This is a genomic window from Blastomonas fulva, from assembly GCF_003431825.1.
In the GTDB taxonomy this organism is placed as follows: domain Bacteria; phylum Pseudomonadota; class Alphaproteobacteria; order Sphingomonadales; family Sphingomonadaceae; genus Blastomonas; species Blastomonas fulva.
The window spans coordinates 2,890,499-2,914,198 of sequence record NZ_CP020083.1; the positions used below are offsets into that span (position 1 = coordinate 2,890,499).

Consider the following 23,700-nt stretch of genomic DNA (forward strand, 5'->3'; position numbering starts at 1 on the left):
CCGCGCGCATGAGCGACACCATCGACACCCTGGCGCCCGAGCACCGCGCCAAGTTCACCGCCATGACCAATGGCACGCAGGATGACTGGGCGATCATCGCAGGGCAGTATCGCGAGTTCGCGCATGGCCTGCCCGATCGTGTGCTGGCGCATCTTCGGTTGCTCGACGGCGATTTCGGCGGATTTCCCATCGACCGGCTCCAGCACAGCCTGCAGACCGCGACCCGCGCCCATCGCGGCGGGCGCGACGAAGCCTATGTGGTGATGGCGCTGCTGCACGACATCGGCGATACATTGGGTAGCTATAACCACCCCGATGTTGCCGCCGCGATCATCAAACCGTTCGTGTCGGAGGAAGTCCACTGGATCTGCGCCAATCACGGCGCCTTCCAGGGCTATTATTACTTCCATTACATCGGCGGCGACCGCAACACGCGCGACATGTTCCGGTCTTCGCCGTATTTCGATGCCTGCGCGCATTTCTGCGAGAAATACGACCAGGCCGCATTCGATCCGGATTATGACAGCGAGCCGCTCGAATTCTTCGAGCCGATGCTGCGCCGCGTGATGGCCAGGCCGATCAACTCGATGTACGCCAAGGTTGTCGAACAAGCCTGACCAAGAGAACGCCCGCTCCAGCGAAGGGGCTAAGACAAGATGCGGGAGCATCGCCGCCTAACGGCCAAGCGATACCCCCGAATCGTTCTTCAACGCGAAGCCAGTCTCAGCGACGCGAGTTTTCCGCATAAAGGCCGTCCACGGCCTTGCTGACCAGAATGTTCACGGCGACGCGGCGGTTCTGCGCCTTGCCTTCATCGGTCATGTTGTCTGCAACCGGATCGGCCTCGGCCATGCCCGCGGGCGTGAGCATGCGATAGGGCTTCCACTTGCAGACCTGCTGGAGATAGTTGATGACGCTGGCCGCGCGCTTTTCGCTGAGCTGCTGGTTGAAGTCCTCATCACCATCCGCATCGGTATAGCCGACCACCAGCATCAGCGCGTTGTCCATCTGCTCTGCCGAACCCGCGGCCGAGCAAAGCTCGGCCTTGGCCTGTTCGCTCAGCTTGGCCTGCGCGGTGTCGAAATAGACATTGGTCGTCGCCTTGACGTTGTACTGGTCGATATCGCCCATGCGTCCGCGCAGCGCTTCGGTCGCTGCGCTCTGCTCGGCAAATTGCTGCGACGTGCCGGTACGGATCATCGATGCGGTCTTGAAGTCGGTGTTCTTGAAGGTGATCTGGCTGGCAAGCAGCGTTTCACCCGATTGCAGCGTCTTGATCGTCAGCGGCAGGCCGTTGAGCAATGCGCCAGTGTCGAGCTTGGTGCGGCTCGCACCGAACAGGCCGCCAGAGGCGCGAACCTGGGTCGTCTCGTTGACCACCAGCACGGTGCGGGTGCCGTCTGCCGCCTCGACCTGGATCCGGTCACCCTGGCGCGCGGTGAGCACGCCCTTGATGTCGGGCCCCTCGGTCATGGTGGCGGGATCCGGCAGCTGTTCGCCTTCGCCTGCGACATCAGCCTGCAAGGGTCCGGACTGCTGCGCGAAGCTCGTGGTAGAGGCGGTGGCGGCCAGCAGGGCCAGCGCCATGGTTATGCCGGGAGTGGTGGCAAGGAAACGCATGGAATTACTCCTTCAACATGGGGGGGATTTCGTCCGTGTGTCCCGGAGACTGCTGAGCGGATGAAGTGTTCCCGCGCCGCAGCCATTGTGCGGCGAGCCGAAAGGGCAGGCGCGGCGAGATGAGAAAGCGCGCGTTGCCGGCGGGTATCAGTCGAGCGGAGCGAGCGGCTCGGCCAGTAGCGGCGGAAGCCAGCCTCGCGGGTCTCTGGCGGCCCCGGTCAGCTTGGCCATCTCTTCCTCGAACAGCCCGACACGCTTCTTCCAGCGATAGTGCGTCGGCGCGGAAAAGATGCCCTTGCCGCGTTGCCGGCCATAGCGCGTCCAGAAGCGGACCGCGCCGGCTGGGTCGTAGCCCGCATTGGCCATCAGCCAGATCGACAGGCGGTCGGCTTCGATCTCGGTCGCCAGCGTCAGCCGGGCGTTGCGGCCGAACTGCTGCAACAGTCCGCGCTGGACGCCCGCCGCGTTGAGCCTGCGGCGGTGCTCGAGCAGATTGTGCGCCATCTCGTGCGCAAGGATCGCGGCGAGTTCGTCATCATCGAGCATGAAGTCCAGCATCGGAACGGTGATACCGACGATATCGCCATCGGCCGACGCGCCATATTCGCCGCTGGGGCGGAGCTCGAAACGGCTGCGGCAGGCAGGCGTTCCGGTGACCGCGACATCGAAGGTCCGGCCATCGCGGATCAGGGTCAGCGTGATCGGGCCGGTGTCCAGCGCTGAGCGAATTTGCGCATCTGCCCAGGCGATCGGACGATAGGCTGCGGGCTGATCGATGGTGCCAAGCGCGGCCGGGGCAGGGGCAAAGGCCACCCCGTTGAGCGCGACGATCGCGTCGTCGGGCCGGATTCCCGCCTGCGCTGCCGGGCCATCTGCGACCAATGCGAGCACGGCATAATCGCGGGCAAAGCCGAATGAGGCTCTTGCCGCAGCAGCATCTGGGTATTGCCCGATATGGTGCAGCGTCATGCCGATCGCATTTTCGCGCGAACGGCAGAACGGCGCATTGGCGCGGGCGAGCCGTGTGCCAACGCTCAGGACGCGGGTGTCCGATGCCCTGAGCGCGTCGAATGCCGCGATGGCGCTGTCAGGGGCCTCGGCGAACGCTGGCGCAGCGCCGCTCGGCAGCGCGCCTCCCAGCGCCAGACAGCAGACAATGTGCCGGATGGCACGCATGCCGGATCAGCTCACGGATTTCTTCGCGGCGCGTGCCTCGTCGATCGCAGCCTTCAATTCGTCATAGCCGACCGCGCCGTTGAGCACCTTGTTGCCGATCACCCAGCTGGGTGTTCCGCTGAATTCCAGCTGCTGGGCGATGCGGATATTGGCGTCGATCACCTCTTCGGCCTGTTTGCTGGCCACGAAGGTGCGCGCGGCGGCCATATCCAGCCCGGCGGTCTTCGCAGCCTGCTCGATGGTCGCCTGGGCGGGGCGGCCTGCGCCGAACATTGCCTTGTAGAACGCGTAATATTTGCCCTGCTGCGCGGCGGCCATGCCCCAGGCTGCTGCAACCCGGCTTTCGTCGGAGAGGATGGGAAGCTCGTGGAACACGACCTTGAGGTTCTTGTCCTCGCTCACCAGCCGGGCAACATCGCTGACGCTCTGGCGGCAGAAACCGCAGGCGAAATCGGAATATTCGACCAGCACGACATCGCCATCGGGGTTGCCGGCATAGGACGCGGCAAACGGCGTCTCGACGGCGCCGCGCACCGATGCGATGCGCTTGGCGGCCTGCTTGCCCTGCAGCTTCTGCACGGCTTCGGGAATGATCTCGGGGTTTTCGAGGATATAGGCGCGCACGATCGCCTCGATCGCGGCCTTGTCCTTGGTGTCGAACCCGGCTGCGGCTGCTGCGCTGTCGGCATCCTTGGCCGCTTCGCCACCGCCTGGTGCGACCAGCCCGCCGCTTTGCCACATGAATGTGCCGATCCCGGCGGCGATGGTCAGAAATGCGGCAACAGCCATGAACAGCCAGTTCCTTGATGAGGCCTCGCCAGAGGAGGGGGTGGGTGTTGTCATGGCGGGCCTTTGGTTGATGAGAGTATCGGTAACGGGATCGAGGCTTAACGGCGGCGCGACTGGCGTTCAACCGCGTCGCGCGCCAATATCGCAATATCCTGCGCACGAATGAAATCGGCGCTGCCCTGCGGCAGGCCCAGCATCGCCTCTTCGGCGCTGCGCAGCGCCAGCGGGGCGTTGCCCTGCAGCACATAGCGCTCTGCACTGGCAAGCGCTGCACGCGGTGTATCGCCGCGATTGGCATAGACCACGCCCAGCTGATACCAGGCGAACGGATTTTCCGCATCGCGCGCCACCGCAGCCTTCAGCACCCGCTCGGCCTCGGGCAGGTTGGCGGGGTCCTCGCTGGCGATCAGCGCATGGCCATAGACGCCTGCGATCAGAGATTGTGCGTTGGTGCTGGCGACGGCCTTCTGTAACGGCGCGAGCGCTTCCTGCGGTCTGCCCGATTCGAGCAGGATCTGGCCGTAGATTTCCAGGAAATACGGGTCGTCCGGCGCCTCGGCGAGCAGCGAGCGGGCTTCTGCCAGCGCCTTTTCGGGATAGGCGCTCTTGTGCCAGGCATAAGCGCGGGCATAGCGCGCGGGCACGCTCTGGTCGGTCTCGGGATAGTCGCGCAATGTTTCGGGCGGATCGGCGACATAGCCGACCAGCTTGGCCTTCACGCGCTGGAACCGCGCCTCGAGCGCAGGGTCAATCCGGGCATTGAAAGCCGGGTCGTTCTCGTAGATTTCCTGCAGCAGCGTGATGCGCTCGCCCGATAGCGGGTGCGAGCGGTTGTAGCTGTCCTCCTGCGGGATGGCGAGCCGGAACTCCAGATTTTGCAGGCGCTTGAAGAAGTTGAGCGAACCCTTTCCGGTAAGCCCGGCCTTGGAGAGATATTTGGCACCGGCGACGTCTGCGCCTGCTTCCTCGCCGCGGGTATGCGCCAGGAACTTGCCCAGCGCTGCCTGCTGGCCCGCGCCCATGATGCCCAGGCCCGCCTCGCCAGCACCCGCGGCGACCGCGGCGATTCCCAGCAGCAGCGACAATATGGTGATCTTGCTCGCCTTGGATGCGCTTTCCGACCGGGTGATCGAATGGCCCAGCGCGATATGCCCGATCTCGTGGGCGATGACGCCCTGAACCTCGTTGACGTTGCCTGCCGCCTCGATCAGCCCGCTATGGATGTAGACATCCTGCGTCCCCGCGACAAAGGCGTTGATGCTGCGGTCGTTGATGACCACGACATTGACGTTGGAGGGAAGCAGCCCGGCTGCGAGAATGAGATCGTGCGACATGTCCGCCAGCAGCGCCTCCGTCTCAGCATCGCGCAGGATCGACTGCGCCGACACCGGCTGCACCGCCAGCACGCACACCGCGCAGATCGCGAGCAGCCGCGCCGCAAGGGTGGAGATCAACGAGCTGCAACGTCTGGTCGTCTGGTGCATTGCCGCCTGCGTCACGGGGGAAAAGGGCATGCCTGTCATGGCCGCGTGGTGGCCAGCCAAGGATGAACACGGCATGAAACTGCACATGATAAGATGATAGTAGCGCGGGCTTTGCCGCTTGCACAGCATATCACCAGCCTGCTTGCGATGAATGCGGCGAGCCGCGTGTCAGGCGGCCTTGAGCTCGGCGAGAAACGCTGCGCTGGCGATCCGCAGCGCGCTGGCCTGGTCTTCCAGCCGGGCGGTCACCTCGCGCATGTCATCGGACATGGATTTGACGCGGTGAGCGTTGTGGCTGACCGTGCGCGCGGTATCTTCCATCGATCGCGCGTCGCTGGCGACCTGTTGCGCGTGGCTGTTGATCCCCAGCGTCGCCTCGCTCTGTTCGGTAATAACCCTGGCGATATGCGCCGCACCTTCGCTCACCAGATCGATCTGGCCTGCGATCGAATCGATGGTGGTCTCGGCAAGGCTCATCCGGGTGCGGATGCCGTTCACCGTCTGCCCGACCGAATTGATCGCGCCCCGGGTCTGGCCCGCAAGCTGCTTGACCTCGTGCGCGACGACAGCGAACCCGCGACCGGCTTCGCCCGCGCGCGCAGCCTCGATCGTGGCGTTGAGCGCCAGCAGATTGGTCTGCGAGGCGATCTCCTCGATCAGCGTTGCGATCTGCGATACCTTGGCGGCCTGTTGCGCAAGCGCGCCGACCGCTTCGCTGCCCTCGAGCGACGAACTTCGCGCGGCGGTGGCGGCGAGGTGCTGGTCCTCGACTCGCTGGGCGATGGAATGCGCCGACTGGCTTAGCTGTGCTGCGGCTCCCGCAACATTCTGCACCGACATGCCGACATTGGCCGCGCGCGCGGTCACCTGCGCGGCGCTCTGGCCCGTTTCCTCGCCGATCTCATGCAGCGCAGATGCGCACACGCCCAGCTGGGTAAGGGCGGTGCCGAGGCTGTCGATGGTGTGCATGACCGATCGATCGAACGCTTCGGCCAGATCGGCCATCGCGCGGCTGCGCTCTTGCAAGTGACGGTCGCGCTGCTGGGCGAGCATGGCTTGCGCCGACCGGTCCTGTTCGGCGCGCTCCTGCACCTTGCGCTGTTCGGCAGCGAACTCGCGTTCGCGCACCACGACCAGTTCCTGCGACTGGCGGATGTACCCGGCAAAATGCCTGCAGAAGACCATGGTGCTGCGCCACACGATCACCGCAAAGCAGATCACCAGCGGATAGAAATAAGGGTCCACGGTGAACCCGGTGGCATTGATCGCGATGCAGGTTCCGCTGGTGATCGACACCAGCCAGATCAGGTTCGTCCCCGGAAGCGAAAGATAGTTCATCGATCCGATCGCGGTGGCCGCGATGCCGATGGTGATGCCAAGGTCGCTGAGGTGTGGCACCTCGGAGGTCAGCATTCCGGCGATGATCATCGACCATGCAATGCCCGAAAGCACGGCGTTGGCGGTGAAATGATGGGTGAGCGCCTTCAGATCGTTCTGTATCTCGCCGCTGTCAGCCTCGAGCAGCTTTTTCAGCCGAATGTTGACGGGAATCATCGCGGCCATGGTGCCAAGGGTGAGCAGGAAGCCGAGCATCGTGAGCATCAGCCCCGGGGTGTTCCAGGTCGCAAGCCCCAGCACCACCGCCACCACGCTGACGCTAGGGATCATCGCGGTCACCCCGGCACATACCCGCTGCATGTGTTGCGCCGCCATTCCGGCGGCGTCGGCCGAGCGGATCTCTCCGCCATAGGCAATGTTCGCAAGCGACCGGCGTACAGAGCCCACGCATCGGCGTGCGATATGCGCAAAACTGCTTCTGCCGGTCCTCACCATGCACCCAAGCTAGGGCCTCATGGTTAATTTGTGCCTAATCGGACCTGTTGGGCGATTCTGTTCGCCCAGATGCCGGTCAGACGGCCGAAGCGGCGTGACCGGCATGGCCGCGACTACAGCACGTATTTGCTGAGGTCGGTATTCTTCGCGATCCCGGTGAGCTGCTTCTGCACATAGGCTGCATCCACCCTGATGGTCTCGCCGCGATGCTCCTCCGCGCCGAAGCTGATCTCCTCGAGGAGCTTTTCCATCACCGTCTGCAGGCGCCGCGCGCCGATGTTCTCGACCGTTTCGTTGACCGATGCGGCGATCCGCGCGACCTCGCGAAGCGCATCCTCGGTGAATTCGAGAGTCAGTTCCTCGGTGCCCAGCAGCGCGGTGTACTGCTGCGCCAGATTGGCCTTTGTCTGGGTGAGGATATGGAAGAAGTCCTCCTCGGTCAGTGCCTTGAGCTCCACCCGGATCGGCAGGCGACCCTGCAGTTCGGGCAGCATGTCGCTGGGCTTGGCGATGTGGAACGCGCCCGAGGCGATGAACAGCACATGGTCAGTCTTCATCGGGCCGTACTTGGTGGCCACGGTGGTGCCCTCGATCAGCGGCAGCAGATCGCGCTGCACGCCTTCACGGCTCACCGAACCGCCGCGCACATCGGACACTGCGATCTTGTCGATCTCGTCGAGGAAGACGATGCCATTGGCTTCGGCATCGGCGAGCGCAACGCGCGCGACATCGTCCTGGTCCATCCGCTTCTCGGCTTCTTCCTCGATCAATTTGTCCCACGCATCGGCGAGCCGCATCTTGCGCGGCTTGGTACGCTTCTGGCCGAAAGCCTTGCCCATCATGTCGGACAGGTTGATCATCCCGACCTGACCGGCCATCCCGGGAATTTCCATCGGCATGTTGGGCGCGTCTTCGACCTCGATCTCGACTTCGGTGTCGTTCATGTGGTTGTCGGTGATCCGCTGGCGGAAGCTCTGGCGGGTTGCCTCGCTGGCGTTGTCGCCGACGAGCGCGTTGAGCAGCCGTTCCATCGCTGCGTCGGACGCAGCCTCACGCACCTTTTCGCGGCGGCGTTCCTTTTCGAGCCGCACGGCGTCCTCCACCAGATCGCGCGCGATCTGATCGACATCGCGGCCGACATAGCCGACTTCGGTAAACTTGGTCGCCTCGATCTTGATGAACGGTGCATCGGCGAGCTTCGCCAAACGGCGCGAGATCTCGGTCTTGCCGCAGCCCGTGGGCCCGATCATCAGGATGTTCTTGGGCGTCACCTCGTCGCGCAGTTCGGCGGGCAGGCGCTGGCGGCGCCAGCGGTTGCGCAGCGCCACGGCGACCGCGCGCTTGGCGTCCTGCTGACCGATGATGTGTGCATCCAGCGCAGCGACGATGGACTTGGGGGTAAGCGTATCTGTCATTCGGGATCTTCTATGTGAGGAACGTGTCGGAACACAAATTGGGGAGTGCCGCTTGCTGCTTCAAGCACAGCGCCACCCGGCCATCAGGCTGCGGTGCGATTCGACGATATCGGCAATGTCCTGCGGCTGGGGCTCGGCGACATATTCGCCGCGCTCATAGGTGCCGCCCAGCAGGATGCCATCGCCGCGCGGAAACATGTATCCGGCACGCAGCGCATAGGCATAATCGATTTCCGGCTGCGGGATCAGCACCGCAAGCTGGCCGCGCACCGGGACCAATTCGGTATCGCCGAACAGCGCGGCTGCGCCCAATCCGGTACAGTTGAACACCAGCCGTTCGGGCAGCGCGGCAACCTCGGCGGCCGAGTTGAACCGGCGCACTCGCACCGCTCCGCCGGCAATGCGGATATCGCGCAGCAACCGTTCCATGAACCGCCCGGTCTCGACATACATGGTGTCGTAGCGCACCACGTTGTCGGCCGGGAACGGGTGATGGTCTGCCGACAGCCTTACGCGTCCCGGAAACATCGGATCGGGCGCAAGCGGCCCTGACGAACGTGTCTGGTCATAGGTCGGCAGCCAGCGGATGCCGTAATCGTCCCCTGCCATGATCTGGAACCGGCGCCTGCTATAATCGGCAGCAGCAGCAGCCTGTTCGCGCCATTGCGGGGTGACCATGTCATTGTCGAAATGGCCCGCGGGATAGATCTGTCCGCCTGCGATGTTGGATGTGGTGCCCGGCGGCAGCGTTTCGGTGTAGATCGTGACGGAGTAGCCCGCCTCCTGCGCCAGCCGCGTGGTGGTCAGCCCCATGATCCCCGATCCGATCACCGCGACAGGTCCCGAATGGCCGGGCAGGCCCAGCGCCGTTGCCAGCCGCGAGCTTCCCCAGCTCAGCGAAATTCCGCCGCCGCCATGGCCGTAATTGTGGACCAGCAGAGATTCGCCCAACCTTTCGGCGCGGACCACGAAACCGGACGGGCGATAGGGGCGCAGCCCAGCCACGGTGCGGATAATGCGCGAAGGATCGACATTGACGCGCGCCAGGCAGCGCGGGGCCGTTGCGCCGAGCCGCGCCACCGAGCGCGATTGCACCGTCGTGCAGCCGCTCAGCGCCAGTGCAGCCCCGGCAGAGGACACCAGTCCGCGTCGATCCACCTGCCATGCCATGGAGCCGACCATAAGGTCTCAGCTCTCGGTGTCGAGAACTTCGATCGTCAGCTGGTCGTTCGTATAGACGCAGACATCGGCGGCGATCTTCATCGCCTTGCGCGCGACGGTTTCGGCATCGGCTTCATATTCGAGCAGCGCGCGCGCTGCGGCGAGCGCATAGTTTCCGCCGGATCCAATTGCGGCGACGCCATCGACCGGTTCGAGCACGTCGCCATTTCCGGTGAGAATCAGGGTCACGTCCTTGTCGGCGACGATCATCATCGCTTCCAGGTTGCGCAGATACTTGTCGGTGCGCCAGTCCTTGGCGAGCTCAACCGCCGCGCGCATCAGCTGGCCCGAGTGCCGCTCGAGCTTGCCCTCGAGCCGCTCGAACAGGGTGAAGGCATCGGCGGTTGCGCCGGCAAACCCGCCGATCACCGAACCGTCACCGAGACGGCGAACCTTGCGGGCGTTGGGTTTCATGATGGTCTGGCCCATGGAAACCTGGCCGTCGCCCGCGATCACCGCCTTGCCGTTCCTGCGAATGCCGACGATGGTTGTGCCATGCCATGTCGGCATGCTGCTGTCTTGTCTGCTCATGGCGCGGGATATGGTGGGAACAGCAAAGCGCTGCAAGCCCTACATGATCCGCCGGACTTCATCACCGTTGTACAACCGGATATCGGCGCCGATGCGCTCGACCTGGGCGAGGCCGGCGCCAAAGGCTGCCATGTGCGGCGACGTCAGATGCGCATCGAGCGCTGCGTCGTCGGTCCAGCGTTCGGCAATGCGCAGAATGTCGGGATTGGCCATGTCGCGCGCGAAGCTGTAATGCAGACAGCCCTCTTCCTGGTGCGTCGCCTCGACCATGATGCGCGCGGCTTCGGCGAACTTGTCGATTTCGCCCGGCGCAAAGTGGAGCCAGCCTTCGATGATGAGCATGTCGTGTTTCTCCGTGCGGAGCGATCGGTCCGCTGAGCGGCACAGTTACGATGCCGCTATCCGGCACGCAAGTCAGAGCTGGTGGTAGGTGCGATACCAGTCGACGAAGCGCGGGATGCCGGTATCGATCGAGGTGGTGGGCGCATAGCCCAGATCGGTCTGGATCGCGCTGATGTCGGCATAGGTTTCATGCACATCGCCCGGCTGCATCGGCAGCAGGTTGCGGATGGCGGGCTTGCCGCACGCGGCCTCGACAACGTCGATCATCCGGCCCAGCGGCTCGGGCTGGTTGTTGCCGATATTGTAAACTGCATGAGGTGAAATGCTCCCGCCAGGCTTGGCGGCGCCATCGTCGGCAGGCGGATGGTCGAGCACCGCGATCACGCCGGCGATGATGTCGTCGATATAGGTGAAATCGCGGCGCATATCACCATGGTTGTACACGTCGATCGGCTGGTCCTGCAGGATTGCCCTGGTGAATTTCCACAGCGCCATGTCCGGGCGGCCCCAGGGGCCATAGACAGTGAAGAACCTGAGCCCCGTCATCGGCAGTCGATAGAGATGCGCATAGGTCTCGCTCATCAGCTCGTCCGCCTTCTTGGTGGCGGCGTAGAGCGAGACGGGATGATCGACGCGGGTGTCGACGCTGAACGGGCTTTTGGTCGAGTTGCCATAGACCGACGATGACGAGGCATAGACGCAGTGCCCGGTGCCGCGCGCGCGCGCAAGTTCGAGAATGTTGAGATGGCCGACCAGGTTGGACTGCACATAGGCGTGCGGGTTGTCGATGCTGTAGCGCACCCCGGCCTGCGCGCCCAGGTGGACGATCGCATCGAACGCGCGGCCTTCCAGCGCGGCAACGAGCCCGGGATAATCGGCAAAGTCGAGCGGTAGGAAGTCGAACGCGCCTGTGGCGATGCCGGCAAGATCGGCCACGCGGGCGTGCTTGAGCGCGGGATCGTAATAGGGGTTGAGATTGTCGATGCCGATGACCTCGTCACCGCGCGCCATCAACGCGCGCGTGAGGGCGTGGCCGATGAAGCCGGCTGCTCCGGTGACAAGGACTTTCATGCTGTGGTACCTGCCCGATCAGCCGGCCAGGCGCAAATGGCCAGCCGGGCGTTCGGGGTGGGCGGGCTGGTCGGACCAGATGCCGCGGGTGTCGTACACGATCTTGCTCACGCGTTCGGCAAGCGGGATCGACTTGAACACGTCGTGATCGACCAGCACGATGAACATGTCGCAGCTCTCGATCGCATCGTCGACATCGATCAGGCTCGCTCCAAGGCCGTCATAAGCGGGCGGAAGGGCCTGCGCATAGGGCTCGACGATCGCGATGCGCTCGCCATATTTCTGCGCCAGCGCCAGCGCGACCTTGTTGGCCGGGCTCTCGCGGAAATCGTCGATATTGGCCTTGAACGCCAAACCCAGACAGGCGACGCGCGCGGTGGGGTTGGCTTCGATCATGTCGCCGGCCTTGCTCAGCACATGGCCGATCTTGCCATCGTTGACCCAGCGTGCGGTGCGGATCAGCGGGGTGTCGTCGGGCGCGCCGTGGATGATGAACCACGGATCGACCGCGATGCAGTGGCCGCCGACGCCCGGGCCGGGCTGGAGGATGTTGACGCGCGGATGGCGGTTGGCGAGGCGGATTACCTCCCACACGTCGAGACCCATGCGGTCGGCGACGATCGACAGCTCGTTGGCAAAGGCGATGTTGACGTCGCGATAGGCGTTCTCGACCAGCTTGGTCATTTCGGCCGAGCGCGCATCGGTGGTGATGCACTCGCCGCGCACGAAGCGGCGGTAGAACGTGAGCGCCTTGCGCGCGCAGCGCGGGGTTATGCCGCCGATCGATCGGTCGTTGTTGGTCAGCTCTTCGAGGATGCGCCCGGGGAGCACGCGCTCGGGGCAATAGGCGATCGCGATGTCGGGGATGTCGGCGCTGATTCCGGGAACCTTGAGGTCAGGCCGCAGCTTGGCGATCAGGTCGCGCATTTCCTCGGTGGTGCCCACCGGCGAGGTGGATTCCAGGATGATGCAATCGCCCAGCTTGATCACCGCGGCAATGCTGCTCGCGGCCTGCAGCACATAGCTGATATCAGGCGCATGGTTGTCGTCGAAAGGGGTGGGGACCGCGATGACGAATACATCGGAGGGCTCGACGGTGAGCGACGTGCGCAGCATGCCACGCGAAACCACGCCCTGCACCAGCCCGTCGAGATCGACCTCCTCGATATGGATGCGGCCCTCGGCGATCGTGTTGACGACATGTTCCGAGACATCGACGCCGAGCACCCGGCAGCCCGACCGTGCGATGATGGCAGCGGTGGGCAGGCCGATATAGCCCAGCCCCACAACACAAACTTCAGGCTTCTTGTCGGACAACATGGTCAATCCCCGGATATAGGCGACCCCGCACGGCGAGAGCCCGGGGCCAGTCAGCCCCTTTCCTAAGTCCTATGGAGTTAAAAAAGCCGTAAGCAAGCCACATTGGCCAGCCGGTGGGGCTCTCGCGGCGGGCGGGGCCGGGGGCATGGTGATGGCCCACGCTGCGGATGGGGCCTTTCAGAGGCTGCAGCCCCCGTCTGGAGCGCACAAACAAAAAGGGCGACCCGAAGGCCGCCCTGATTGTATCTCTACAGCCTGATGAAATCAGGGGCTGTTGGGCTCATCATCATCAGCGATGATGATGATGCCGCCGATCACGGCTGCTGCAGCGACCACACCGATGATGATGCCGGTGCTGCCTTCAGCTTCGCTCGATTCGCTCGAGACAGCCGAAGTACGGGCGGCGGCAGGCGCGACGGCCTGTGCCAGAACCGGAGCGCCGACCATGGTGGTCAGGGCGATCGCGGCCATCGAAGCTTTGAACAGTTTCATAGTGGAACTCCATGAGGAGGTTGACTCTCAATGCATACATGCCACGCGTCTGGATATATTGCAAGTGCGAAATGACTTATTCCTTCATTTCGCGTGCGATTTTTGCAATTGGCCATTCGCGTTGAAAGACTTGGAAATTTTTCCGAAAGCCCCGCGTCATCGGACGTCCGGGTACATATCCTTCAACCGATGCCGCATTCCGAAGGTCCAGGCGAGGCCGACTTTCAGATAGATGTAATTGGCCTTGAGCGGTCCCCATGCTGCAATGCGGCGGTCCGAAGTGATCACGGGCTTGCGGGTCATCTTGAGCTTTCCGATTCGCGCAAAGCCGATGCACAGGTCGGCCTCTTCCATGATCGTGGCGTCTGCCGGGATGCCGCCGATGCGCAGATAATCGGCGCGGCGGAAGAACATGGCATGGTCACCGAACAGCAGCCGCACCCCGCGCACGAACAGATGCGGATGGGTGAACAGCGGGTAATATGTCTTCCACCAATTGTGCGCGGTGGTGAACCAGCGGGTCTTCTTGCCGCGGATGATCGGCAGGAACGTCGCCAGCGACAATCTTTTATCGGCAAGCACCGTGCGCACATGGGCGATGGCGTCGGGGGGCAGCAGGCTGTCGGCGTGCAGGATGCACACCAGATCGCCTTGCGCCTGCTCGACCCCGAAATTGATCTGCGGTCCGCGCCCGCGCGTGGGCGCGGCCAGCACCCGCCATCCGGCGGCCATTGCAAGCGCAATGGTCTCGTCCTCGCTGCCTCCGTCGATCAGTAGGATTTCGTCGGGTTGCGGCGTCATTGCGGCGACATTGGCGATGGTCGCGGGCAGGGCCTTGGCTTCGTTGAGCGCAGGGATCATCAGCGTGACGCTCGTCATGGGAGCGCTTCCAGATCGGGCCAGCGGGCAAGGTCTGAAGGTCGGTCACAATCTGCCAGCACCGGAAGCGTTGCCACCGACAGACCCTGCTGCGCGCACCGCCGCATCGTTTCGGGAAACACCGCATCGGTGCTCCACGCCATGTCCGACAGCAGTTCGGGCCGCGCGCGCTGCATCCCGATTAAATAATAGCCGCCGTCATCCGCGGGGCCGATCACCACGTCATGGCGTTGCAGCGCAGCGATCGCCGAATGAACGATCGTCACGGTGAGATCGGGAGTGTCTGCGCCGAGGAAGATGTGCGGTGCCGGGCGGGATGCATCGCAGAGCCGCTCGGTGAGGCCACCTTCGACCTGCTCGACCAGCACGGGTCCATCGCCCAGCCACGCCCTAAACTCCCCCTCATCGGCGCCTGCAAAGCGGATCTCCACCGGCGCGCCTGCTGCCAGAAGCGTGGCCACCGTCCGCTCGGTCAGATGGCGATGGACGCGGGAAGCCCCCTCGGCCCCCAGCGCGGGGATCAACCGGGTCTTGGCGTAGCCCGGAACCGGGAACTTGGCGAACAGCACGAGGGTGGGCGGCACAGGCATCGCGCAAAGCCTTAACGAGAGGGTTGGCGGAAACAAGCCTTGCATCGCTGCGTTCGCTTCATATGGTGCGCGGCCCCGGCCCTTGGAGTGTGCAATGTCTGAAACCGTCCTGTTCGATTATTGGCGTTCGTCCGCCAGCTATCGGGTGCGCATTGCGCTCAACCTCAAGGGGATTGCCTATCGCGCGGTGCCGACCGACCTGCTGACCAGCCAGCAGAAAGCGCCCGATTACGTTGCGCGCAACCCTCAGGGTTTCGTCCCGATGCTGCACATCGACGGGCTCGATCTCACCCAGTCGCTGGCGATCATCGACTATCTCGATGCGACGCGGCCCGATGCCCGGCTTCTTCCCGAAGATCCTGCGGCGCGCGCGGTGACGCTGGCGCGCGCGATGATCATCATCGCCGACATCCACCCGGTCAACAACCTGCGGATGCTCAAATATCTCAAGGCCGAGATGGGGCAGGATCAGGCTGTGATCGATGACTGGTATCGCCACTGGGTTGCGGAAGGCTTTGCCGCGCTGGAGGCGCTGGCGCCGGACGATGGCCTGTTCGGCGGCACCACGCCGGACCTCACCGATGTGTGCCTCGTCCCGCAGATGGCAAACGCACGCCGGTTCGACCTTGATCTTGCTCCCTTTCCCCGGCTGGTGCGGATCGATGCCGAATTGCAGGCGATCCCCGCCTTTGCCGCCGGGCATCCCGATGCGGTGAAGCCGGCGTGAGGATTTCAAGGACGCGCTGTACCGTTTCGCTGGGTCTCGCCGCCTCGCTTGCCGCGACACCGGCGCTTGCCCAAGACCAACCGGCGAGCGAAATCACCTGGGCCGATGCGCTAATCACGGTGGTCGGCAAGCCGCTCGATGTGCCGTTGGGCGACCGCGCCTACAGCGTGACCAGCATCACGCCAGACATGCTCGCCAACGAACCCAGCCAGAGGCTGGAAAACGCGTTGCGGCTGGTGCCGGGGCTGCAGCAATTTCGCCGGTCCGATGCGCGCAGCGCCAACCCGACCAGCCAGGGCGTCACCCTGCGCGGCCTGGGCGGCAACGCGTCCAGCCGGGCGCTGCTGATGCTCGACGGGGTGCCGCAGAGCGATCCGTTCGGCGGCTGGATCAGCTTTCCCGGCTATGACGCGATCAATCTGGCAGCGGTGCGGGTGCGGCGCGGTGGCGGGACCGGAAGCGATGGCCCAGGCGCTCTGGCCGGAACGATCGAGCTCGACAGCGCCGGGATCAGGCCCGACCAGTCGAACGTTTATGGTGACCTTGCCTATGGCAGCCGCAACTCGATCGAGGCCAGCGTCGGAACGTCGCAATCGTTGGGCGCAGGCGGCCTTTCGATCTCGGCGCAATATGCCCGCGGCGATGGATTCGTCCCGACGATCGCGCGGCAACGCGGCCTGGTGGACAGGGCAGCGCCCTATGAACAGGCCGGGATCAACCTGCGCTTCGTCGCGCCGATCGATGTCGATACCGAAATCCAGGCCAGTGCGCGCGCCTTCACCGATCAGCGCGAACGCGGCTTCGCCTTCAGCGACAACAGCAATGACGGCGCCGATGCCAGCGTGCGTCTTGTCGGGCGGGGTGCGCTGCCGTGGTCGGCGCTGGCCTATGTCCAGATGCGGAGCTTTGCGAGCAGCTTCGCGGCGATCAGCGCGGACCGGACTGCCGCAACCCAGACGCTCGACCAGTTCAACGTGCCCTCCACCGGGCTGGGCGCGCGAATCGAAATCCGTCCTTCGATCGGCGAGGGCGCCGAGCTGCGGCTGGGCGGAGAATGGCGGCGCACGACCGGGGAGACCCGCGAGCTGTTCACCTATGTTGCAGGCAACCCTACACGGCTCCGGCGCGCAGGCGGCGCGAGCGACACCTTTGGCGCGTTCGCCGAGGCGAGCTGGCAGGCATCGCCCGATCTGCTGCTTACCGGTGGCGGCAGGGTCGACCGCTGGACGCTCACCGACGGGCGGCTGCGTGAGACCGTGCTCGCCACCGGCGCGCCGCTCGCCACCACCGATTTTGCCAACCGCAGCGGCTGGGAAGGCACCGGGCGGCTGGGATTTGCCTGGGATGCGGCCTCGCTGCTGACGCTGCGCGGCGCGGGCTATCTCGGCTGGCGGCTGCCGACGCTGAACGAGCTTTACCGGCCCTTCCGTGTCGGGGCTGACGCCACTGCGGCCAATGCCGCGCTGGCGCCGGAACGGCTGCAGGGGGTGGAACTCGGGCTCGACTGGGAGATTTTCACGCTTCAATTGGGCGCTACCGTTTTCTGGAACCGGCTGGACAATGCCATCGCCAATGTGACGCTGGCGCGCGGGCCTGGCACCTTTCCCGGCGTCGGCTTCGTCTCGGCGGCGGGCAGCTTCAACCAGCGGCAGAATCTGGATGCGGTCGAGGCGAGGGGCATCGAGATCGAGGCGCGCGCCGATGTCGGCGATTTCAACTTCGCCGCCGCCTACAGCTATGTCGACGCCGAGGTCCGCGCCGGGCCCGGCCAGGCGGCGATCGACGGCCTGCGTCCCGCACAGGTACCCCGGCATTTCGCCACCGGCTCGGTCGGATGGTTCCCGCAAGGCAACGACAGCGGCGTCAACCTGACCGCGCGCTATGTCGGTTCGCAGTTCGAGGATGACCTCGGCCTGCTGGCGCTCGATGATGCGCTGACACTGGATGCGCGCGCGGCGTTGCGGATCAGCCGCAACCTGCTGGTCGAACTGCGCGGCGAAAACCTGTTCGATGCAACGGTCCAGGCGGCGATCAGCGGGCCCGGGATCATCGAACGCGGCATGCCCCGCACGATTTGGCTTGGCGTGAAACTGGACATTGAATAGCGTCGGTGACCCGATGACCGAAACCATGACCCGCCTTGCCGAATTCATGCCCTATCGCATCTCGATCACCTCGAATGCGATCAGCGATCTGATCGCGCGCGAGTATCGCAGCCGCTTCGGGCTGAAGATTGCAGAATGGCGCGTGATGGCGGTGCTCGGCGATGTCGGTGAGGCCACTCAGCGCGAGCTGGTGGCAGCCACCCGCATGGACAAGGTGGCGGTCAACCGCGCGACCAAGGCGCTGGGCGAGCGCGCCCTGATCCAGCGTGCCCCCAACATGAGCGACGGCCGGTCGCATCATCTCGCGCTGACCGATACCGGCAGGGCGCTGTATGCCGAAATCATGCCGCTGGCGTTGCAGATGGAGACTCAGGTCATCCAGGTGCTCGACCCGCAGGAACAGGCGCAGTTTTCCAGAATGCTGGGAAAGCTGCTGACCCAGGCGGACTCGCTGGCGCATGATTGACCGACCCGGAATGATCTTGCACTCCGGTTTCAAATGATACTATGCTGCGCAATATTCCGGCGCGTCAGACCGCAAAGAACCACTTTCCTGAAAGGAAGCCGAACCCATGAAGCTCGCATCCCTCAAGAGCGGCCGCGACGGCCGTCTGGTCGTGGTCTCGAACGATCTCGCCTGGTACGCCGATGCCAGCCACCTGGTCCCGACCTTGCAGGCGGCGCTCGACGACTGGGACCGCATGGCGCCTTATCTCGAGGTTCTGGCGCGCGATCTTGAGCACGCCGCGATCCCTCGCGAGCGCTTCCACGAGCATGATGCCGCAGCGCCGCTGCCGCGCGCCTATCAATGGGCGGATGGCTCGGCCTATGTGAACCATGTCGAACTGGTCCGCAAAGCGCGCGGTGCGGAGCTGCCCGAAAGCTTCTGGACCGACCCGCTGATGTACCAGGGCGGATCGGACGATTTCATGGGTGCGCGCGACGACATCCAGCTGAAGGACGAAGCCTGGGGATGCGATCTTGAGGCCGAGATCGTCGTCGTCACCGGCGATGTGCCGCAGGGCGTCACGCCGGAAGAAGCGCGCGGCCACATCCGGCTGATCGGGCTGGTCAACGATGTGTCGCTGCGCAACCTGATCCCCGATGAGCTCGCCAAGGGCTTCGGGTTCGTCCAGTCCAAGCCCGCCAGCGCGTTCTCGCCGGTTTTCGTAACCCCCGATGCGCTGGGCGATTACTGGCAGGACGGCAAGCTGCACCGCACGCTTATGGTCGATCTCAACGGCAAGCCCTTTGGCCGCGCTGTCGCCTCGGACGACTGCACCTTCGATTTCGGCGTGCTGATCGCGCATCTCGCCAAGACCCGGCGGGTGCGCGCAGGATCGATCATCGGATCTGGCACGGTCTCAAACCGCGATGCCGATGGCGGACCGGGACGCCCAGTAGCCGATGGCGGCCTGGGTTACAGCTGCCTTGCCGAAGTGCGCATGGTCGAGAAGATCAGCACGGGTGAAATGACCACGCCGTTCCTCAAGCATGGCGATGTCGTGCGAATCGATGTACACGACGACCGCGAGCACACCATCTTCGGCGCGATCGAGCAGACTGTGAAGGTCGGCTGATCGCGCCAAAAAGCTTAAGATTGCCGCCGGTTCGCGCTCAGCGGATCGGCGAATCCGGGGCCAGCCGCATGTCGAGATAATTGTCGACCGAGTGCATCAGATCGTCGAGCTCATGCTCGAAGAAGTGGTTGGCGCGGCCGATCTCGTCGTGATGAATGGTGATGTGCTTCTGGGTGCGCAATTTGTCGACCAGCTTCTGCACCGCGCCGGGGGTGACCACCGTATCGGCGGCGCCCTGCACGATGATGCCAGAGGCGGGGCAGGGGGCGAGGAAGCTGAAGTCATACATGTTGGCGGGCGGCGCGACCGAGATGAAGCCGCGGATCTCCGGACGGCGCATCAGCAATTGCATGCCGATCAGCGCGCCGAAGCTGAAGCCTGCAACCCAGGTGGTCTGCGCCTCGGGATGGAAGCTCTGCACCCAGTCCAGCGCAGCAGCTGCATCGGACAGTTCGCCGATGCCGTTGTCGAATGTGCCCTGGCTGCGGCCGACACCGCGGAAGTTGAAGCGCAAAGTCGCAAAGCCGCGCCGAACGAAGGTCTTGTAGAGCGCCTGGGTGATCCGGTCGTTCATCGTGCCGCCGCCCTGCGGGTGCGGATGTAAAATCATCGCGACCGGGGCACGGGGGCGGGGAGCGGGGCTGAAGCGGCCCTCAAGGCGGCCTTCGGGACCGGGAAAGATGACAGCGGGCATATTTTGTGGGACTTTCGGAGTTCTGCAGATGACAGGCGGGGTGCCGCCTGATGTGGCTGGCGGCGCGCCAAGGAACAGGGGCTATACGCAATCGGGCCCCCAAAAAGCAACAAAATGCGTGGCAATGCGGCAGGGTGCGGCTAGATGAACGCGATGAACCGTCGCAACCCAAGCTCAGTCTGACCCGCATCATGGCCGACCCGCGCATCTATCTTGATCATGCGGCAACCACGCCGGTGCTGGCTGAGGCGCGCGCCGCGATGGCGGCAGGGCTGGAAAGCTGGGCCAATCCGTCGTCACCGCATGCCGATGGACGCGCCGCCCGCGCTGCGCTGGAGGCCGCGCGCGCGCGCATCGCCGAGGCCCTGGGTTGGGATGGCGAGGTCATCCTGACCAGCGGCGCCAGCGAGGCCATCGCGCTCGCGATGCAGGCCAGCAAGACCGATGGCTGGATCGTCTCGGCGACCGAGCACGACGCCGTCCAGCGCATCGCCGATCGTGCGCCGGACACGCGCACGGTGCTGCGGTTGGCGGTCGATCTGGATGGGCGGCTGGTGCTGGCCAGCCTGCAACGCGCGCTGGATGCCGGCGCGAAACGGCCGCTGGTGATCGTGCAGTCGGTTAACAGCGAAACCGGGGTGATGCAGGACGTCGAGGCGGTGACCGCCATGGCCCGCGAGGCCAGGGCACCGGTGCTGTGCGATTGCTCGCAAAGCGCTGGCAAGATACCGCTGCCCGAAGCCGACATGATCGTCATTTCCGCGCACAAGCTGGGCGGACCACCGGGGATTGGCGCGCTGCTGCTGCGTGATCCTGGCGTGCTCTACCCGTCAGGCGGGCAGGAAAAGGGCTATCGCAGCGGCACCGAAAACGTTCCAGCAGCGCTGGGCTTCGCAGCGGCGCTCTCGGTGTCGCGCAACTGGATCGACCGCGCGGCCGATCTGCGCCACCAGCTCGAAAGCGCCATCCGCGGTGCGGGCGGCGAGGTGGTTGCCGAGGGCGCGCAGCGGCTTCCCACGATCGGCAGCTATCGCATGCCCGGCGTGCAGGCGAATGCCCAACTGATCCAGTTCGATCTCGCCGGGGTTGCGGTCTCGGCAGGCAGTGCGTGTTCCTCGGGCACGCTCAAGACCAGTGCGGTGCTGACCGCGATGGGCTGGGACGAAAAGGCAGCAGGCGAGGTGGTGCGGGTGAGCTTTGGCCCTTCGACCACCCGCGCACACGTCTATCGCTTCATCGAACTGTGGCGCGCGATGGCGGAGCGGGTGCGATCGTGATGGCGGGCGCCGTGGCAGGAAACGCGCCGATCTATCTCGATTATCAGGCGACGACGCCGCTCGCGCCCGAAGCTCTCGCGGCGATGCAGCCCTGGCTGGGTGACCTCACCGGGCCCACCGGCTGGGCCAATCCGCACAGTTCGCATGCCGCCGGACGCAAGGCCGCAGCCGCGGTCGAAGTGGCGCGCGGGCATATCGCCGCCTTGATGCCTTCAGGCGGACGCGTGGTGTTCACCGGCGGCGCGACCGAGGCGCTCAACATGGGCCTGCGCGGCGTGCTGGCGGGGCAGGCGCCGCGTCGCAAGATCGTCACCATCGCCACCGAGCACGCTGCGGTGATTGACACCTGCCTTTGGCTGGAGACGCAGGGCTTTCGTCTGCACATCCTCCCGGTGGGCACGGATGGGCTGGTCGATCTCGACCAGGCGCGTGCGGCCATCGATGGCGACACCGCGATCGTAGCAACGATGCTGGTGAACAACGAGATCGGGGTGATTCAGCCGGTCGCGGCGCTGGCTGACCTCGCGCACGCAGCAGGCGCGCTGTTCCTGTGCGATGCGGTGCAGGGCTATGGCCGCGTCGCGTTGCCGCAATCTGCGGACATGATCGCGATCAGCGGCCACAAGATCCACGGCCCCAAGGGCATCGGGGCGCTGTGGCTGCGCGACGGCGTCGCAATCGAGCCACTGATCCATGGCGGCGGGCAGGAGCAGGGGCTGCGTTCGGGCACGCTGTCGCCGGCACTGTGCGCCGGGTTCGGCGCCGCCGCCAAGGTCGCCGCGACCCGCCAGCAGGACGATGCAGAGCATCTCGCTGCCCTGCAGCAGGCGGCGTTGCGCCATTTTGCCGGCTGGCAGGTCAATGGTTCGCTCGACCAGCGTTATGCCGGCAATCTCAACCTGCGGCGCGACGGGCTGGATGTGTCGCGGTTGCTGTCCGACGTGCGCGGCGTAGCCTTTTCGGCAGGCTCGGCCTGTGCCAGCGGCTCGGGTCGACCCAGCCATGTGCTTACCGCATTGGGCCTGCCGACGGAAAAGGTCCGTTCGTCGATCCGGCTTGGCTTTGGACGCTATACCACGGTTGACGAAATCGAGCGCGCCGCGCATCTGATCAATTCTGCGACCACCAGCCAGCTTGGCAGCCATACAGGGTAATCCATGATCGAGGTGACGTTCATCAGCGCCGACGGCAAGAGCCGTCAGACGGTGCAGGCCCAGGATGGCGACCGGCTGCTCGATGTCGCGCAGGCGCATGGCCTGCCGCTGGAAGGCACCTGCGAAGGCCAGATGGCCTGTTCGACCTGCCATCTGATCATCGATGCCGCCGATTTCGCCAAGCTGCCCGAGCCGGTCGAGATGGAAGAGGACATGCTGGATCTTGCTGTCGCCGTCACCCGCACCTCGCGGCTGTCGTGCCAGATTTTCCTGCGCGACGAGTGGCAGAGCCTGACCTGCCGCGTTCCGCCGGAAAGCTATGACATGCAGGGCATGTGATGATCGGCCGTGCGCTTATCCTTGGGACTGCAGCGCTGCTGAGTGGCTGCGCCACCACTGCGCCGGAGCCTACAACTGATCCCGCGATCGCGCGCGAACTCGCCGCGATAGAGGCGCGCAGCGGCGGCAGGCTGGGTGTCGCGCTGGTGGGCCCGGACGGTCATCAGCTCGCAGGGCACCGCGCCGACGAACGCTTTGCGATGTGCTCGACCTTCAAGCTGCCGCTCGCCGCGATGGTGCTGGAAAACGCGCACAAAGGCAGATTGTCGATGGCGGACCCGCTGCCGGTGACCGACTCCGACATGGTGGTCTATTCCCCCTATGTCGAAGCGCAGCGTGCCAAAACCCCGCCCGAAGCGGTGACTGTTGAAGGGGCTGCCTCGGCTGCCGTCTCGCTCAGCGACAACACCGCCGCCAACCTGCTTCTCGACCGGCTTGGTGGGCCGCAGAGCTTTACCGCATGGCTTCGCGGCAAGCGCGACAGCGTCACCCGGCTGGATCGGCGCGAGCCCGAGCTCAACGAAAACGCGCTCGGTGATCCGCGCGACACGACCACGCCCGCCGCGATGGCCGAAACCACCCGCTCGCTGGTGGTCGGCAACGCCATGCCGGTCGGCCAGCAGCGGCTGCTGTATCGCTGGATGGAGAACACATCGACCGGGCTCAAGCGCATTCGCGGCGGATTGCCCCAGGGCTGGAGCGCGGGCGACAAGACCGGCAGCTGCGGCAATGCGTTCAACGACGTTGCGGTCTTCACTGCCGAGACCGGCATGCGCTATACGCTCGCGGTCTATCTCGACCGGCCCGCGGTCAAAGGCGATGCTGCCAGCGCAATCATCGCCGATGCTACCCGTGCGGTGCTGCCTGCGCTGCGTTGAACGCGGACTGTTCAGCGGTTCTTGCTTTCCCCGCAACTTGTCGCCATATGCGGCCTGGGAGTCGGGCGGACGTAGCCGTCGCCAATCTGGTCAGGTCCGGAAGGAAGCAGCCACAACGATTTTCGCCGCGGGTCGTCCGGCTCCTACCATTCTCTCATCCTTAGCGCGCCAAGCGGCCTTGCG

Annotated in this window: 24 protein-coding genes and 1 other RNA gene; 10 read left to right on the top strand and 15 right to left on the bottom strand. The window is 64.9% G+C overall.

What is annotated here, in order from left to right:
* The first annotated feature begins 8 nt into the window (after window positions 1-8).
* Window positions 9-617, top strand: a complete 609-nt coding sequence (locus B5J99_RS13775) for an HD domain-containing protein (protein ID WP_117352698.1) — start codon at window positions 9-11, stop codon at window positions 615-617.
* A 106-nt stretch (window positions 618-723) separates the two neighbouring features.
* On the opposite strand, the gene B5J99_RS13780 is transcribed toward B5J99_RS13775, so the two are convergent.
* From B5J99_RS13780 to B5J99_RS13845, 14 genes are all read right to left on the bottom strand, one after another.
* On the bottom strand, window positions 724-1,620 hold the full coding sequence (locus tag B5J99_RS13780) for an OmpA family protein (protein WP_069049926.1): 897 nt from the start codon (window positions 1,618-1,620) through the stop codon (window positions 724-726).
* A gap of 147 nt (window positions 1,621-1,767) precedes the next feature.
* The gene (locus tag B5J99_RS13785; RefSeq protein ID WP_054132965.1) at window positions 1,768-2,796 is read right to left on the bottom strand and encodes a M48 family metallopeptidase; all 1,029 of its coding nucleotides are present in this window, start codon (window positions 2,794-2,796) and stop codon (window positions 1,768-1,770) included.
* 6 nt (window positions 2,797-2,802) lie between these two features.
* Window positions 2,803-3,585: a DsbA family protein gene (locus tag B5J99_RS13790; RefSeq protein ID WP_082382018.1), complete on the bottom strand. Its 783-nt coding sequence runs from the start codon at window positions 3,583-3,585 to the stop codon at window positions 2,803-2,805.
* Window positions 3,586-3,683: 98 nt separating this feature from the next.
* Window positions 3,684-5,069: a M48 family metalloprotease gene (locus B5J99_RS13795; RefSeq protein ID WP_425456490.1), complete on the bottom strand. Its 1,386-nt coding sequence runs from the start codon at window positions 5,067-5,069 to the stop codon at window positions 3,684-3,686.
* A 168-nt stretch (window positions 5,070-5,237) separates the two neighbouring features.
* Window positions 5,238-6,767: a methyl-accepting chemotaxis protein gene (locus B5J99_RS13800; RefSeq protein ID WP_211337827.1), complete on the bottom strand. Its 1,530-nt coding sequence runs from the start codon at window positions 6,765-6,767 to the stop codon at window positions 5,238-5,240.
* 248 nt (window positions 6,768-7,015) lie between these two features.
* Window positions 7,016-8,317, bottom strand: coding sequence for an ATP-dependent protease ATPase subunit HslU (gene hslU / locus B5J99_RS13805; RefSeq protein ID WP_054132962.1), 1,302 nt, complete (start codon window positions 8,315-8,317; stop codon window positions 7,016-7,018).
* Window positions 8,318-8,377: 60 nt separating this feature from the next.
* Window positions 8,378-9,487: an FAD-dependent oxidoreductase gene (locus B5J99_RS13810; RefSeq protein WP_117353515.1), complete on the bottom strand. Its 1,110-nt coding sequence runs from the start codon at window positions 9,485-9,487 to the stop codon at window positions 8,378-8,380.
* Between the two features lie 18 nt (window positions 9,488-9,505).
* On the bottom strand, window positions 9,506-10,048 hold the full coding sequence (gene hslV, locus B5J99_RS13815) for an ATP-dependent protease subunit HslV (protein WP_054133223.1): 543 nt from the start codon (window positions 10,046-10,048) through the stop codon (window positions 9,506-9,508).
* A 60-nt stretch (window positions 10,049-10,108) separates the two neighbouring features.
* Complete coding sequence (locus B5J99_RS13820) at window positions 10,109-10,411, bottom strand: putative quinol monooxygenase (RefSeq protein ID WP_054132961.1); 303 nt, start codon at window positions 10,409-10,411, stop codon at window positions 10,109-10,111.
* 72 nt (window positions 10,412-10,483) lie between these two features.
* Window positions 10,484-11,482 carry an NAD-dependent epimerase/dehydratase family protein gene (locus tag B5J99_RS13825; protein ID WP_117352700.1) on the bottom strand — a complete coding sequence of 333 codons (999 nt, stop codon included), beginning with the start codon at window positions 11,480-11,482 and terminating at the stop codon, window positions 10,484-10,486.
* Between the two features lie 18 nt (window positions 11,483-11,500).
* On the bottom strand, window positions 11,501-12,802 hold the full coding sequence (wecC, locus tag B5J99_RS13830) for a UDP-N-acetyl-D-mannosamine dehydrogenase (RefSeq protein WP_117352701.1): 1,302 nt from the start codon (window positions 12,800-12,802) through the stop codon (window positions 11,501-11,503).
* Window positions 12,803-13,066: 264 nt separating this feature from the next.
* A complete protein-coding gene (locus B5J99_RS13835) occupies window positions 13,067-13,294 on the bottom strand; it encodes a hypothetical protein (RefSeq protein WP_054132958.1) in 228 nt (75 codons plus the stop codon).
* A 156-nt stretch (window positions 13,295-13,450) separates the two neighbouring features.
* Window positions 13,451-14,173, bottom strand: a complete 723-nt coding sequence (locus B5J99_RS13840; protein WP_117352702.1) for a glycosyltransferase — start codon at window positions 14,171-14,173, stop codon at window positions 13,451-13,453.
* The gene (locus tag B5J99_RS13845) at window positions 14,170-14,763 is read right to left on the bottom strand and encodes a TIGR04282 family arsenosugar biosynthesis glycosyltransferase (protein ID WP_117352703.1); all 594 of its coding nucleotides are present in this window, start codon (window positions 14,761-14,763) and stop codon (window positions 14,170-14,172) included. The genes B5J99_RS13840 and B5J99_RS13845 overlap by 4 nt, the downstream gene beginning before the upstream one ends.
* A gap of 94 nt (window positions 14,764-14,857) precedes the next feature.
* Between B5J99_RS13845 and maiA the strand changes: the two genes are divergently transcribed.
* The 4 genes from maiA to B5J99_RS13865 all read left to right on the top strand — a co-directional run bounded on the left by maiA (window position 14,858) and on the right by B5J99_RS13865 (window position 19,175).
* A complete protein-coding gene (gene maiA, locus B5J99_RS13850) occupies window positions 14,858-15,490 on the top strand; it encodes a maleylacetoacetate isomerase (protein WP_117352704.1) in 633 nt (210 codons plus the stop codon).
* Window positions 15,487-17,595: a TonB-dependent receptor gene (locus tag B5J99_RS13855; RefSeq protein ID WP_211337828.1), complete on the top strand. Its 2,109-nt coding sequence runs from the start codon at window positions 15,487-15,489 to the stop codon at window positions 17,593-17,595. The genes maiA and B5J99_RS13855 overlap by 4 nt, the downstream gene beginning before the upstream one ends.
* A 13-nt stretch (window positions 17,596-17,608) precedes the next feature.
* Window positions 17,609-18,061 (top strand): MarR family winged helix-turn-helix transcriptional regulator, encoded by a 453-nt coding sequence (locus tag B5J99_RS13860; protein WP_054132954.1) that lies wholly within the window; start codon window positions 17,609-17,611, stop codon window positions 18,059-18,061.
* Window positions 18,062-18,167: 106 nt separating this feature from the next.
* Entirely contained in the window at window positions 18,168-19,175 is a 1,008-nt protein-coding gene (locus B5J99_RS13865; RefSeq protein WP_117352705.1) for a fumarylacetoacetate hydrolase family protein, read from the top strand.
* Between the two features lie 37 nt (window positions 19,176-19,212).
* Here B5J99_RS13865 and B5J99_RS13870 read toward each other — a convergent pair whose 3' ends face one another.
* Window positions 19,213-19,869: an alpha/beta hydrolase gene (locus B5J99_RS13870; RefSeq protein ID WP_054132952.1), complete on the bottom strand. Its 657-nt coding sequence runs from the start codon at window positions 19,867-19,869 to the stop codon at window positions 19,213-19,215.
* Window positions 19,870-20,060: 191 nt separating this feature from the next.
* Between B5J99_RS13870 and B5J99_RS13875 the strand changes: the two genes are divergently transcribed.
* The 5 genes from B5J99_RS13875 (at window position 20,061) to ffs (ending at window position 23,667) form a co-directional block, all read left to right on the top strand.
* On the top strand, window positions 20,061-21,146 hold the full coding sequence (locus tag B5J99_RS13875) for a cysteine desulfurase family protein (protein ID WP_117352706.1): 1,086 nt from the start codon (window positions 20,061-20,063) through the stop codon (window positions 21,144-21,146).
* A complete protein-coding gene (locus B5J99_RS13880; protein ID WP_117353517.1) occupies window positions 21,146-22,300 on the top strand; it encodes a cysteine desulfurase family protein in 1,155 nt (384 codons plus the stop codon). Before B5J99_RS13875 ends, B5J99_RS13880 begins: the two co-directional genes overlap by 1 nt.
* A 3-nt stretch (window positions 22,301-22,303) precedes the next feature.
* Entirely contained in the window at window positions 22,304-22,639 is a 336-nt protein-coding gene (locus B5J99_RS13885) for a 2Fe-2S iron-sulfur cluster-binding protein (protein ID WP_117352707.1), read from the top strand.
* Complete coding sequence (bla, locus tag B5J99_RS13890; protein ID WP_117352708.1) at window positions 22,639-23,517, top strand: class A beta-lactamase; 879 nt, start codon at window positions 22,639-22,641, stop codon at window positions 23,515-23,517. The genes B5J99_RS13885 and bla overlap by 1 nt, the downstream gene beginning before the upstream one ends.
* Before the next feature lie 54 nt (window positions 23,518-23,571).
* An RNA gene (ffs, locus tag B5J99_RS13895) (signal recognition particle sRNA small type) lies at window positions 23,572-23,667 on the top strand.
* Window positions 23,668-23,700 lie beyond the last annotated feature (33 nt).